Annotated in this window: 10 protein-coding genes; 4 read left to right on the top strand and 6 right to left on the bottom strand. The window is 70.4% G+C overall.

Features of this window, described 5'->3' with window-relative positions:
- The first annotated feature begins 9 nt into the window (after nt 1–9).
- Together WME96_RS16590 and WME96_RS16595 are read left to right on the top strand one after the other, a co-directional pair.
- Complete coding sequence (locus WME96_RS16590) at nt 10–1638, top strand: DUF1552 domain-containing protein (protein ID WP_437291086.1); 1629 nt, start codon at nt 10–12, stop codon at nt 1636–1638.
- Between the two features lie 196 nt (nt 1639–1834).
- Nucleotides 1835–2608: a hypothetical protein gene (locus WME96_RS16595; protein ID WP_437291087.1), complete on the top strand. Its 774-nt coding sequence runs from the start codon at nt 1835–1837 to the stop codon at nt 2606–2608.
- Nucleotides 2609–2704: 96 nt separating this feature from the next.
- Here WME96_RS16595 and WME96_RS16600 read toward each other — a convergent pair whose 3' ends face one another.
- Both WME96_RS16600 and WME96_RS16605 read right to left on the bottom strand, forming a co-directional pair.
- Entirely contained in the window at nt 2705–3277 is a 573-nt protein-coding gene (locus WME96_RS16600) for a hypothetical protein (protein WP_437291088.1), read from the bottom strand.
- Between the two features lie 531 nt (nt 3278–3808).
- Nucleotides 3809–4300 carry an HPF/RaiA family ribosome-associated protein gene (locus WME96_RS16605; protein ID WP_437291089.1) on the bottom strand — a complete coding sequence of 164 codons (492 nt, stop codon included), beginning with the start codon at nt 4298–4300 and terminating at the stop codon, nt 3809–3811.
- A 919-nt stretch (nt 4301–5219) separates the two neighbouring features.
- Between WME96_RS16605 and WME96_RS16610 the strand changes: the two genes are divergently transcribed.
- Nucleotides 5220–5933, top strand: a complete 714-nt coding sequence (locus WME96_RS16610; RefSeq protein ID WP_437291090.1) for a YsnF/AvaK domain-containing protein — start codon at nt 5220–5222, stop codon at nt 5931–5933.
- Between the two features lie 183 nt (nt 5934–6116).
- Here the strand turns inward: WME96_RS16610 and WME96_RS16615 are convergent, their stop codons facing one another.
- The 4 genes from WME96_RS16615 to WME96_RS16630 all read right to left on the bottom strand — a co-directional run bounded on the left by WME96_RS16615 (nt 6117) and on the right by WME96_RS16630 (nt 12075).
- Nucleotides 6117–7388, bottom strand: a complete 1272-nt coding sequence (locus WME96_RS16615; protein WP_437291091.1) for a patatin-like phospholipase family protein — start codon at nt 7386–7388, stop codon at nt 6117–6119.
- Nucleotides 7385–8647, bottom strand: coding sequence for a patatin-like phospholipase family protein (locus WME96_RS16620; protein WP_437291092.1), 1263 nt, complete (start codon nt 8645–8647; stop codon nt 7385–7387). The genes WME96_RS16615 and WME96_RS16620 overlap by 4 nt, the downstream gene beginning before the upstream one ends.
- Before the next feature lie 537 nt (nt 8648–9184).
- Nucleotides 9185–10558 (bottom strand): sigma-54-dependent transcriptional regulator, encoded by a 1374-nt coding sequence (locus tag WME96_RS16625; RefSeq protein WP_437291093.1) that lies wholly within the window; start codon nt 10556–10558, stop codon nt 9185–9187.
- Nucleotides 10555–12075, bottom strand: coding sequence for a sensor histidine kinase (locus tag WME96_RS16630; RefSeq protein WP_437291094.1), 1521 nt, complete (start codon nt 12073–12075; stop codon nt 10555–10557). Before WME96_RS16630 ends, WME96_RS16625 begins: the two co-directional genes overlap by 4 nt.
- 332 nt (nt 12076–12407) lie before the next feature.
- Here WME96_RS16630 and gspC point away from each other — a divergent pair, with 332 nt between their 5' ends.
- Nucleotides 12408–13361, top strand: a complete 954-nt coding sequence (gspC, locus tag WME96_RS16635; RefSeq protein WP_437291095.1) for a type II secretion system protein GspC — start codon at nt 12408–12410, stop codon at nt 13359–13361.
- Nucleotides 13362–13369: the final 8 nt, after the last annotated feature.

The following is a 13369-nucleotide window of genomic DNA, read 5'->3' on the forward strand; positions in this document are numbered from 1 at the left end:
ATGTCGAACATGAGCAAGCAACTGAACCGCAGAATCTTCCTTCGTGGCATGGGCGGAGCAGTCCTGGCTGCGCCGTTCCTCAGCTCTGTGTGGGAACGCACCGCGAGGGGCGACACCCCTGCATCCGGGAAGGCGCTCATCGTGATGTTCACGCACTACGGGTGCGTCACGAACAAGTGGTTCCCCGAGAAGAAGCAGGGCGAGCTCACGGCTGCCGACCTCGAGGCGACGAGCCTCGCGGCCCTCGCCCCCTATGCGAAGAAGCTCCTCATGCCGCGCGGCATCCGCTCGATGAACGAGTGGACCGCCAACATGAAGCGTGGACAGGGGAACGACTCCCACACGCAGATCGTGGGGTCGTTCTTCACCTGCCAGCCGGTCACGCCGAACAGCAACGACCCGTTCAGCTTCGACACCGCGACGAAGTTCAACGCAAAGGCCGTCGGTCCTTCGCTGGATCACGTCATCGCCCAGCAGCTCAGCCCGCAAGGCACGCCGTTGCTCTTGAACACGGCTGCTCAGAGGGACAGCGCTCAGTCGGGGATCTCCTACTCGGCCGCCGAGACCATGTTCAGCGGCCTCAACGCGTCGCAGGCCTTCAGCCAGCTCACGGGCCTCTTCCAGACGGGGGAGCCGATGTCCCCGGACACCTACGCGACGATCCGCGGCAAGAGCGTCCTCGATCTCGTGAAGGACGATCTGCAGACGCTCGAGCGGTTCGACATGAGCAGCGCCGACAAGCAGAAGCTCGCGGCCTGGAAGGAGCTCCTCAACTCGACAGGAAACGTGATGGTCACCGCGCAGTGCAACGCGGAGCTCGGCGCGATGCTCGGCGCGACGGCGGCGAACGCCTCCAAGGCCGGGTCGGGCGGCTTCGGCAGCGACGTCCTCACGACCAAGGTCTCCGGCGATCTGGATGGAGCGGACATCTATTCGGCCATCGCAGCGCTCTCGGCCGCCTGCAACGCCAACCCCGTGATTTTCTTGAAGTACCCGGGGAATTACAATTTCAGTGGGCTCGACATCACCATGGAGTCGCACGCCCTCTCGCACCGCCTCGACAACGCAGGCATGCAAGGCAGCTGCCTGCCCAACGCGCTCGAGATGCTCCTGAAGGTCGACGCCTATTACGCGCAGAAGTTCGCGAACCTCGTCCGGATGCTCGACAGCATCCCCTCGGGGAGCGGGACGGTCCTCGATAGCAGCGCCGCGATCTGGTTCCAGGAGATGTCGGACGGCAACGCGCACAACCTCAACAACGCGCCGATCATCCAGGCCGGCAGCGCCGGCGGTTACTTCAAGACCGGCCAGATCGTCAACCTCGACCCCTCGTCGGAGTTGACGAACGGCAACAGCATGTCGCAGTGCGCCAATGGCACCGGCACGGTCAACGGTGTCAATCAGGGAACCGGAACCGATCCGAAGATCGGCAATGCGCCGATCAACAAGTACTTCTGCAACATCATGAACGCCCTGGGCGTGAAGGCGGGGGCGGATGGCTTCCCTGCGAAGGGTGGCACCGCGGAGGTGACCCACTTCGGCTATTCCGACAAGACGGAGGACTTCATCGGTGGAAAGGGCGCGGTCGCCGGCGCCACGATCCACAATCCGGGCGGGTTCACGGAGCTCAAGGCCTGAGCGCTCCCGGAGCGAATTCCTGAACACTCGGACGAGCACGGATCCAGAGATCTCTTCTCACCGAAGGGGTCTCTGGGTTCGTGCGTCGGCTGTGCCCGTGGGCGCCGCGGGCTCGCCGCTATTTGTGATGTGCCTCACGTCGCGAGCCCGAGCTGCCCGACGATGGCGGGCAGCGAGTGGCTGGGCATCTCTTCTCATGTTCATGCTGGCGAAGCGTCTCTTCATCCCTGCTGCTGTCCTCCTCCCGCTGGCCTGTTCGAGCGAGGCGAGCGACGGCGCCGGGGCGGGCGGGGACATCGGTGACGACGCGCTCATCGTTCCGGAACATCTCACCGTCTCGGCGCTCCCCGGCGGAAACGGCGTGCTCAACGCGATCGCGCTGACTCTCCGCAAGGGACCAGCCAGCACCGAGCTCTACGTCGCCTTGAGGAACGACGGGGATATCCCCGCCTGCCACGCCGCCGTTGCCGTCGATCTCTACGACAAGACCCAGCAGTCCATGGCAGCCGGAATCAACGGGTTGCTGACGCAGCATTTCTATCGACTCACGGATGGTTCGGGCACCATCGCTGCGTGCGTGGGTCCAGGCGACGTGACGATGGCCGCGGTGACGGACTTGCCGTCAGACCTCGTGATCGAAGACGTGGGATATGTCGTCTACCGGTGCACTTACTTTGCCCTCGACGTCGTTCCCATCGATGGCCTCACCATCAGCCAGGTGAAGGTCGTCCCTGGTGGCGCCGGCACGACGTACACGGGCACGCTCCTCAACGGGCTCGACGTGGCGGTGAGCCATCCCTCCGCCACGGTCTTCTCGGTCAGTCGCGTCGGGCGCCCGCTCGGCGTGGCGATCGGCAGCGGCACGGTCCAGATTCCGCCGGGCGGCAGCTGGGCCTTCGAGACGAACACCGTGGACACGCCCGGACCTGATCATGCGGCGTACCCGGCAGGCGCGATCGTGACGCAGTAGACCCTCGGCCTCTCCTCCTCGTGGTGGGTTGCTTCGACAGCATTCACGAGGGTACGGAGAGGCCGAATTCAAAGCTTTGCGTTCAGCTGTCTCCTGCTACTCCTGCGCGCCGTCGGCGATCCACTGCGCGATCGCCTCGATGTAGTCGGGGGGCACGCACTTGGCGTCCCCATCGTTGACGCACTCGATGGGCATCCGCGGAGTATCGCCGCACGGCTCCTTCAGGATCTTGACGAGAGCGCTCTCCTCCGGCTTGCCGGGATTGACGATCGGGAGATTGCCGCAATTCTCGGAGATGTGCGTGGTCAGCCTGGTGCGCAGCTCACCGTCGACCATCAGGTCCAGGGGGTTCAGATCGTCGTTATGGCAACCCGCCCCGAAGCAAGAAGTCCTTTCTATGACGAACTTCACCGTCTCGAACGTCGGGGCGACCGCGTTGCCGCTGCCGGTCGAGCCGCCGCCGCCGTCGCCACCGGAGCTCGCGCTGGTCGAGCCAGCGCCGCCCGAACCGACCGAGCTCGAGGTAGACCCGCTGGTGCTCGTGCTTCCAGAGTCCGAGCCGCCGGCGCCTCCAGCGCCTGTATCGTCAGGGGTGTCGGAGCAGCCTGCGAGCGGTGACAGGACGGCGACGATGGCTGCCGCGATGAAGCTTGAGATTCGAAGTTTCATGGTTCACGATCAAGGTGGTGAGAGGGGAAGATTCAGCTCTCGTTCCCGCTGGATCCAGGCGAAAGGCCTGGATGTTGGAATGTGGAGGCGACGCGCGATCGATGAATGAAGCGATGGAATCGAACTTTTCTCATCACGTCGTCCGCGGGCAAGAGCTGCGCGAGGCGAGAAACGTCCTCTTGGTCGAGTAGAATGGGCAAACGCGCTCCGGAAATCAAGCGGTTCGTGCGGCCGTCCTCGCCTACAGACGAACTCGGCGTCGATGACGTCGCGTACCCGAAGCTCTTGATTGCTCCTCAGACCTGCTCGCCGAGCCCGGCGCCGCCTACTGGGGTGGTGCCGCTCGCGTCAAGAAGTTCCTGCTCGAAGACGTCAGCGTGAGCACCGACGTCTGGAAGCCGAGGAACGAGCTCGACAAAGCCAGGTGGGTGGAGTGGCGGCCCCGACGCTCCCGTGATGTAACGGCAAGTCGCCACCCGAAGACGGGCCCGGTCACCCAGGAAAAGGTGCCGGGCCCATTCGGTGGCCCGGTCACGCCAGGGCGTGGCCGGGCCGTTCTGCCGCGCGCGCGCTGCGCGAGGTCCGGGGCGAGGTGCTCCGCCCGCGGCCGCGCAGCGCAGCAGCAGGCCGCGAGCGTCGGATCGCGCGGCCCACCGCGCGCTCCACGACGTGACTCGCCCGGTCGATCGCCTCGCGGATCCCCACCGCGACCTCCTGAGCGATGACGCTGTCGAGCCCGTTCAGCACGACCTTGATGCGGCAAGCGGTGTCCACGCCGCCGCGCGGGCCGTTCACGTCCTCGAGGCGCACGCTGACGCGCTGGATCTCGGTCGCGAACTTGCCCAGCCTGATCCCGAGACGCGCGCGCGCGTAATCACGCACGTCAGCGTCGATATCGAGTCCCGTCGTGCGGACGGCGAGGGGCGTGCCGTCGATCGGGGTCCGGCCGCTCACGCGCTTGATCGGGCGGGCGACCTCACCTGCGAACACGGCGCGTCGCGATGGCTTCTGCGGCTTGCTCATGCTCATGATTTCCTTGCGCTCTCCTTCTTCCGTCGCTCTGCGCGGAGCACGGGGCCGCGGGGCAATTTGACCCGCGGGGCGATTCGACCCTCGATGCGGCGAGGCCCATCCCCGCCTTATCCGCGTGATGAGCATGCGCGATAGCCCATCTCGGATACTGCACGACGGCGATGCACGTCTCGTGCCATTGGACGCCTCCTGGAGAGCGGATCGCGAGGGCAGGGGAGCATCTCGAGAGCACGGGAGTCGCTCTCGAGAACAGGAAGCGGCGCGCGAGAGCAGGAGAGCATCTGCCGCGGGGCGTCGAAGCGACGCGCGAGAATCAAGGACGGAGACCCAGCGCCCGTGCGCGGGGCCGGCCACGCCGGGAGCGGCCTCGCCGGGTCACATGGCCCGTGGCGCGGAGTCCTGTCGCGCTGGACCCCGGGGGCCCACCAGCAGCGCGCGGCGCTGACCTCGAGCGTCTTCCATCACGCCGCCACGCCGGCGCCCGGCTGCCGCCCTCGCGGGAGCGGCTCCTCCGCCTCACCGTGGTCACCCGCGCCTGCACGGGATCGATCCCTCCGCGGCCGAGGAGCATCGCAGCGCCCTGGCTGGACCTGCACAGGGGTGCGCCCCACGCCGTGACTCCCGAGCGCTCGGGCGCTTCCTCGTTGCACGGAGGCGCTCGGCGCCGGACGCCGCGGCTCGCGGCGGCGGGTTCGGCCCGGCCCTCCACGGCCTCTCGAGCGCCGGTGTGCGGATTGCATCAGGCGGAGTGGCATCCGAGGCAGCGATGGCGGGCGGCGTCGGCGACGTGACAAGCGCGCGACACGCCAGAGGTCGAACGGCGGAGAGCGGCGGGCGGATTGGCCAGTCCCGCTGGGCCCGCGCCGTCCCGATGCATGGGCCTGAACCGGAAGATGCCGGATGGGGGTGCATGATGGTGACGCAGCAGGAGATCAAGCAAGGGATGGTCGTCCGGAGCGCGGACGGCGAGAAGCTGGGCAAGGTGACCCGGATCAAGCCCACCACGTTCGAGATCGAGAAGGGCCTCTTCTTCACGGAGGAATATCTGGTGCGCTACGACGAGGTGGCCGACATCCGGGATGGGGAGCTCATCCTCACGCACGGTCGCGAGCACCTCGCCGGGGACCGCGGGAAGGCGCGTGCGGCCGGCGCCCCGATCGAGAAGGGGGAGGAGATCCGCGTGCCGCTCGTGGAGGAGGAGGTCACGGTCGGCAAGACGGTGCAGGAGGTCGGCCGGGTCCGGGTCACGAAGCAGGTCGTGACCGAGGAGCAGCAGATCGCGGTGCCCGTGGCGCGCGAGGTGGTGCACGTCGAGCGCGTCCCCGCGAGCGGGGAGCGGCCGGCCGCGTCCGACACCCTGTTCGAGGAGGGGTCGATCAGCGTCCCCATCCGCGAGGAGCGCGTGGAGGTGTCGACGCGGCCCGTGGTGAAGGAGGAGCTCCGCATCGGAAAGGACGTGATCCAGGATCACGAGACCGCGAAGGCGACGGTGCGCCGCGAGACGGCCGACGTGCGGACCGAGGGGGACGTGTCGCGCGAGCGCGGCCGCGGGGAGCCGGAGGCGATCCCGCCCGAGGAGCCGCCGATGGAGCGGGCCACCGGGACGGGCGGCCGGCGGCGCTGAGCGGCCCTGGCGGGCGGGCCGGCGCGATCGGTCCACGCGGCCACCCAGCGGCGCGCGGAGCTAGCCCAGCACGGCGCTCCCGCGGCCTGTTTCTCGGCGCCGCGGCGGAGCGGCCAGGCGACGATCCGGGCCAGCCGGGTTCATGTAGCGTAGGAACTCGCACGGCCCTTCTCGCCGTGGAGGCTACCGGCCGCCTGGCTCCCCGGTCCGTCCCGCTGCGGACCGCCGGCGGACCACCGCCGCCCCTGGCGTGCCGCGCGCCCCGCGTTCAGCCCTGGCCGCTGCGGCGTGGACCACCCGCCCCCGCTCCAGAAGTTCGGTGTCGAGGGCACGCTTCGTGACGGTGTAACCCGCGTTGAAGAGGAGCTCCCTCTCGACGGGCGACAGCGCGAGTGGATTCGTCCTGAGCTTGAAGATCGGCACCGCTTCCGCGTTGACCTCGATCACCCGCGCCCACTTCAGCCGGTCCACCAGCTTGGACGTGTCGCCGACGTCGCGCGCCTCTTGCACCGTGGATCCCAGGGCCAAGAGCGCGCGGCAAGCGCGCAGAGGACGGTGGATCGAATGATACCGGGCGCGGAGGACGCGAATGCCCAGCGTCAGCGTCTCCTCCGGTTCCGGAACGCCGGTGTCGAACAGGTGCACGGGGAAGTTGCTCAGCAGCCCGCCGTCCACGATGTAGCTCGTCACCTTGTTGCGCCCGGTGAGCTGCACCGGCCTGAACACGAAGGGGAAGCTCATGCTCATGCGCATGGCCAGGGCCACGTCGAGGTTGTCCGGCTCGACCCCGTAGAGCTCGGTGTTGATGTCGTCCGGGAGGACGAGCATGCGGCCCCGCGTGATGTCGGAGGCGACGAGGTGAACCCGGTACCTGCGGGCCGGGTTTCGCTCGTTCTCGCAGCCGGGCATGACGAGGTCGCCGAACGTCCTGATGCGTTTCTGGTCGAGCTTCTCCCGGAACAGGGCGAGCAGGGCGTCTCCCTTGAGCATCCCGAGCTCCCCGATGGCCCCCCAGAACATCGAGAGGGGTTTGCCCACGAGCGGGATGAAGCTCAGCCCGCCGGGATCAGCGAGCCTGGCGAACTCGGGGCCACCGATGATGCTGGCGATCTCCGAGGGGGTATACCCCGCTCCCAGGAGGGTGGCGACGAGGGCGCCCGCCGAGGTCCCCGCCAGGTACGAGATGTAGGTGTCCTTGTACTTGTGGGTGAGCGCCTCCGCGAGCGCGGCGACTGCCCCGACCAGGGCGACCCCTCTGAGTCCCCCGCCCTCGAGGACCAGGTTCAGCCTCCTCGGGGGATACCGCTCCTCGGAGGTGTCGGACGGCTGGGGGAGCGCGCACGGCTCGTCATGGGACAGGAGATCCCACTCGCTTCGCGGGGCCTCCGGCGCGCACGCGATGGCGGTCGGCGCTTCCTGCTCCATGGCTCCCTCTCCGGGCAGCGCGGTGATCATGGCTGCCTCAGCCCCGCCACGCTCCGCCGCGCTCTCTCCGCGGCGGTCTGGACCGGCGTGGCCCGCTCCAGGATGTTCCCGTCGATGGCGCGCTTCATCGTGAGATAGCCGGCGTCGTACAGGACCTCCCTCTGCAGCGGCGACAGGCGCGCGCTGATGGGGACGGTGCCCGTGTTGATCTGGATCGTCCTCGCCCACTTCAGCCTGTCCACCCGCTTCGCGGTCTCGCTCACGTCGCGCGCGGTGAACGCGGTGAGGAACATGGCCTTCAAGAGGTGGTAGGGGGCGGGGAACTTGACCGGGTTGTACCGCTCGGATCTCACCCGTATTCCGAGGGTCAACGTGTCCTCCGTCTCCGGCGCGCCGACGTCGAACAGGTGGATCGGGAAGCCGCTCGTCAGCGCGCCGTCCACGATGGTGCACTCGACCCCGTTCGCCCCCGTGCGACGGACCGGGGAGGACCAGAACGGCATGCTCGAGCTCATCAGCACGGCCTCGGCGACGTCGAGGTCGTCCGGCTCCACCCCGTACAGCTCGGTGTTGACGTCATCGGGCAGGACGAGCATGCGCCCGCGCGTGACGTCGGAGGCGATGACGTGAACCCTGTACCTGCGCGCTGGATCTCTCTCCCGCTCACATCCGGGCATCACCAGATCGCCGAAGGTCCTGATCTTTCTGGCGTGCAGCGCGTCGCGGAGGAGATGCAGGAAATAGTCGCTCCGGAACCAACCGCGCCCCGTGAGAAATCCCAGGGCCATGAGGGCACGCGAGCCCACGACCGGAACGCGGGCGAGCCAGGACGGCCTGGTGAACTTCGCGACATCGACGTTGAGCAGGTCGGCGATCTCGTTGTGTGTGTAACGGGCGCCCAGGAGCGCGGCGATGATCGCCCCGGCGGACGTGCCCGCGAGATAGGAGATGTACGTGTCCTTGTACTTCTCCTCCAGGACGAGCGCCTCCGAGAGCGCAGCGAGCGCGCCCACCTCCGCGACGCCCAGGGCGCCCGACGCCTCGAAGACGAGGTTCAGCCGCTTCGGGATCCGCATCTCTTCACGGGTCGGGCACGGCGGCGGCGCGCACGCCTCGGAGGTCGACAGGAGCGCCCGTTCGCTCCTGCGCTCCGCCGGCGCGCTCCGGCTCGCGTGAGCCTCCGGGACAGGCCTCTCGGAGCCCGGCTCCTGCGCCGGAGCGACCCGTTGCCCGGCAGGCGGATCCTCGGCGCTGCCGCGGCTGGCGTGCTGTCCCCGACGCTCGTCCATCACCCTGCCTCCGTGGTTCCCTGAATCGTGGGTAGACGCGTGCAGCGCCCGCGCGCTGGTCGGGCTGCGGGGCGGCGCGGCTATCGCTCCCGGGAGGCATGGACGTCATGCTCCCGCGCTGCGCGGTCGCGCTCGCCCCACCCGGTCCCCGCCGCCGACCGTCGGTCTCCTGGTCGCTCGTGTCCGCCGCCCCCGCCGCCTGGACGAAGCGCCATGTCCGCGCTCCATTGACCCGGGGAGCACGCTCTCGATGCGTGACGAGAGCGTGGCAGTCCATGGCCGCTCGCCGCCGCAGTATGGATACCGGACAGGCGCAGCGTCAAGCCGAGGTGGGCGCGGGGACCGAAGCGGTGAATCGGTCCGTCGCTGAAGGCACGTTGGGCAGGAGCAGCTTCGCGCCCCTGCGGCCGTGAGGTGCGTTCCGCACGCAGCGCCCTGCGTGACCACGCCACGGGTCACCCGGGCGTCGACGTCCGCGCGAGAGCTCGAATTCTCCGCCTGGAACGGCGCGCCGGGACCGCCGGCGCGCATCCCCCCTCACGCCCCCTCCTCGCCGTCGCTCCCGCCGCCGAACCAGCGCTGCAACGTCCGCCGGTCGACGCCGAGCACCGACGCCGCCCGCTGCTTCTTGCCGCCCACGCGCCGCAGGACGAGCTGCGCGTACTCGCGCTGGAGCTCGTCGAGCGTCATCAACCGATCCGCCGCGGCCTCGAGGAAATCCGGCGTTTCCCGCCGGGCGCGCACGCCCTCGGGGAGGTCGTCCGGGGAGATCCGCCCCCCGTCGCAGAGCGCCGCGGCCCGCTCGATCGCGTTCTCCAGCTCGCGGACGTTGCCGGGCCAGTCGTACGCGAGCAGGCGCTTCACCGCCGCGCCCGAGAACCCGGCGATCGGCTTGCCCGCGCGGGCGGACGCGCGCGCGAGGAAGTGCTCGGCCAGCGGCAGGATGTCGTCCGTCCGGTGCTTGAGCGGCGGGATCGCGATCTCGATCACCGCGAGCCGGTAGAAGAGATCCTCGCGGAACGCCCGCTCCGCGACCGCCGCGCGCAGATCGCGGTTCGTCGCCGCGATGACGCGCACGTCGACCGGCTCGGACGACACCGAGCCGACCGGGCGGACCTCCCGCTCCTGGAGCGCGCGCAGGAGCTTCGCCTGGAGCGGCAGCGCGAGCTCGCTCACCTCGTCGAGGAACAGCGTCCCGCCGTCGGCCTCCTGGAACATCCCGGGCCGATCGCTGCGCGCGTCCGTGTACGCCCCCTTGCGCACCCCGAACAGCTCCGCCTCGATGAGCGTCTCCGGGATCGCCGCGCAGTTGACCGCCACGAACTTCCTCCCGCGGCGCCGGCTCTCGCCGTGCAGCGCGCGCGCCACGAGCTCCTTGCCGCTGCCGCTCGGGCCGCTCACGAGCACCGTCGCGGGGTTGTCGGCCACGCGGCGCACGAGCGCGATCACCTCCTCGATCGCCCGGCTGCGCCCGATCATCCCCGCGATCGAGAACCGCTGCGCCACCTCCGAGCGCAGCTCGGTCAGCTCGACCGTCATCGCCCGCTGCTCGAGCGCGAGCTCCATGCGGAGCGCCAGGTCCGCCGGCTGGAACGGCTTCGGCAGGTAGTCGAACGCGCCGGCGCGCATGGCGCGCACCGCGGTGTCGATCGAGCCGAACGCGGTCATGGCGATGATCGCCGTGCGGGGGTCGAAGCGCGCGATTCGCTCGATGAGCTCGATCCCGTCCATCTCGGGCATGCGCACGTCGGTCACCACGAGGTCGAACTCCCGCTCCTCGAGCAGCGGGAGCGCCAGCAGCGGGGTCGTCAGGGTCACCGGATCGTGGCCCATGTCGCGGGCGATGTCGGCCACGAGCTTCACCATCTCGAGCTCGTCGTCGACGACGAGCACCTTCGCGCTGCCGCTCACGCGCGCGCCTCCGCGCCGCGCGCCCCGAGCGGCGCCGCGGCGCCGCGCGGCAGGGTGACGCGGAAGCAGGCGCCGCCGTGGTCGCCGTGGTTCGCGGAGACGAGCTCGACCGAGCCGCCCGCCTCGCGCACGATCCCCTCGACGATCGCGAGGCCGAGTCCGGTGCCGCCGCGATCGCCGCGCGACGTGAAGAACGCCTCGAAGATGTGCTCGGCGACGCCGGGGGGGACGCCCGGCCCGCGATCCTCGATCTCGATCGCCGCCTTGCGGGCGTCGAGCTTCCGGAGCCGCACCGCGATCTCGCCCCCGCGCGGCTGCGCCTGCGCCGCGTTCAGGCACAGGTTGAACACCACCTGGAACAGGTGGTCCGCGTCGAGCACCACGTGCACCGGCGCCCCGTCGTGCTCGATCCGGGTCGCGATCCCGCGCTGCCGGCACTCCGGCCCGAGGAACGCGAGCACCTCGCGCGCGACCTGGGCCACGTCGCTGCCGCGGCCGAGGAGCCGCGGCGGGCGCGCGACCGAGAGCAGCCGCGCCACCACGCGCGAGATGCGCTCGGATTGCGTCGCGATCGTCTCCAGCTCGCCGCGGGCGGCGTCGGACCACCCCGGCTGGTCGGCGAGGCGGCGGGCGCGCGCCAGGATGACGTTGAGCGGCGAGCCGATCTCGTGGCCGATCGAGGCGACCACCTGCCCGACGGCCGACAGCGCGTGCGCCTGGTGCAGCTTGCGCTCGACGGCGGCCCGGGCGGCCTGCTCCTGCTCCAGGCGGGCGCGCGCCTCGGCGAGCGAGGCGGTCATCGCGTTGAACGCCCGCGCGAGCCGCCGCAGCTCCTCGGCGCCCGCCTCGGGCACCGTGACCCCGAGCTCCCCGCGCGCCACGCGCTCGACGCCCGCCACGATCGCGCCGGCCGGGCGCCCGACGGTCGCGCGGCTCGCGAACGCGGCGATGAGCGCGGTGGCGGCGAGGAGCGCCGCCCCGGCGAGCGCCAGCCCGCGGTTCGAGCTGCTCGCGAAGGCGTCGAGGTAGCGCAGCTCCCGGACGACAACGGCGACGACCGACAGGCCGCGCTGCGAGAACGTGACCGTGCGGACCAGCGCCGGACCGCCGCCGAGCGCCTGCTCCTCCTCGATCTCGGCGCCGGTGGCGAGCGCCCTGCGCGCGAGCGCGGCGAGCTCGGCCGCCTCGCCGGCGATCGGATCCGTCACGAGGATCGGCCCCCCGCGCTCGTCGAAGGCCGCGATCCCGAGGATGCGGTCGGCCTGCGCGAGCCGCTCGATGCGGTGCTTGAGCAGCTCGACCTGGCCGCGCTCCACGGCCCCGCCGATCGCCGCCTCGACCAGGCTCGCGTGGTGGCGCAGCTCGGCCGTCGCCTGGCTGCGCAGGAACTGGTGCCGCGTCGTGTGGATCACCGCCCCGTAGAGCGCCACGGCCAGGACGATCGGCACGAGCAGCATGAGCCAGAGCCGGAGCGTCAGCCCCATCGTGCTCCGACCCTCGCGGGTGGACGCGTTCATGCGATCCATTGTCCCAGATGCGACACGATGTCGCACTCCATCGGGTTGCCCAGGGGTCCTCGCGGCCGACCGGATCGGATCGACGGCCGCGCGTGTCCCGGCGCCGGCGCTCTCTTCATGCCGCGGCCGGGCAGCAACTCCCAAGCCACCTGGGCACGGATGCTGCTCCCACCCCGGGGAGACGGCGGAGACGGGTCGCCCTCTGCGCGCGGGCGTCTCGCCCGGGGCGCGCGAGGCGTCGAGCCATCTCTCTCTGCGCCGCCCGAACCACGGCTGTCGCTGCGAGGCGCGGAGCGCGCGGCGCGGCGATCGCGCTGGCACTCCCACGGGACATGACGGTGATTCCGGAACTCCTCATCAAGCGATGTTTCCCGGCGCTCCTCGGCGGGATGATCATGACGGCGGCGTACTATCAGGCGCTCGGGATCTCGTCCCTGGTGAAGGAGGCGTGGACCACCGATCTTCCGCCTTCGCGGCCGCCGCGCGCTCCGCCGCCGCCCGACGTCGATCGCGGAGAGCACGCGACGAGCGCGGCGGCCATCCTCGCGCGGAACCCGTTCGACTCGGTGACGGGGCCGCTCACGCCGAGGCCCGCGGGGGAAGGGGAGGCGGACGACGATGTCGTCACCTACGGAGATCCCCTGCTGGATCCGATCTGCGACGGCGCGCGCGTCCTCTTGATCGCCGCCTCGGAGGACCCTTCCTGGTCGTTCGCCACGATCGCGGTCGGGCGGGGGGAGCCGCTGCTGCGCCGGGCGGGCGATCCGGTCGAGGGCCGCTCCGTGCTCGCGATCGGCTGGGATCGCGTGTGGCTCATGGAGCCCGGGGCCCGCTGCCAGGTCCGCATCGGCGACAACCGCCTCGCGCCGGCGCGGGCGAAGGCGCCGTCGCCGAGCGCCGCGCCGAAGAAGCCGAGGCGCGGCGCGCTCCCGCCGGAGATCGCGTCGAAGATCCGGCAGGTGAGCGATCGCGAGTTCGTCGTCGACCGGTCGGCGATCGATCTCGTCCTGGAGAAGCAGGGCGAGCTCATGCGCTCCGCGCGCATCGTGCCGGCGCGGGACGGAGAGCGGGTGATCGGCGTCCGCCTCACGCGCGTCACGCCCGGCTCGCTGCTGACCGCGATCGGCCTGCGCACCGGGGACACGATCCGCTCGATCAACGGGTTCGACATGACCGACCCGCAGAGCGCGCTCCAGGCCTACGCCCGGCTGCGCACCGCCGACAACCTCGCGATCGCGGTCCAGCGGGGCGGGGGAGACATGACGATCGACGTCCGGATCCAGTGAGCCTGCGT

Source organism: Sorangium sp. So ce406 (genome assembly GCF_051474675.1).
Classification (GTDB): domain Bacteria; phylum Myxococcota_A; class Polyangia; order Polyangiales; family Polyangiaceae; genus Sorangium; species Sorangium cellulosum_G.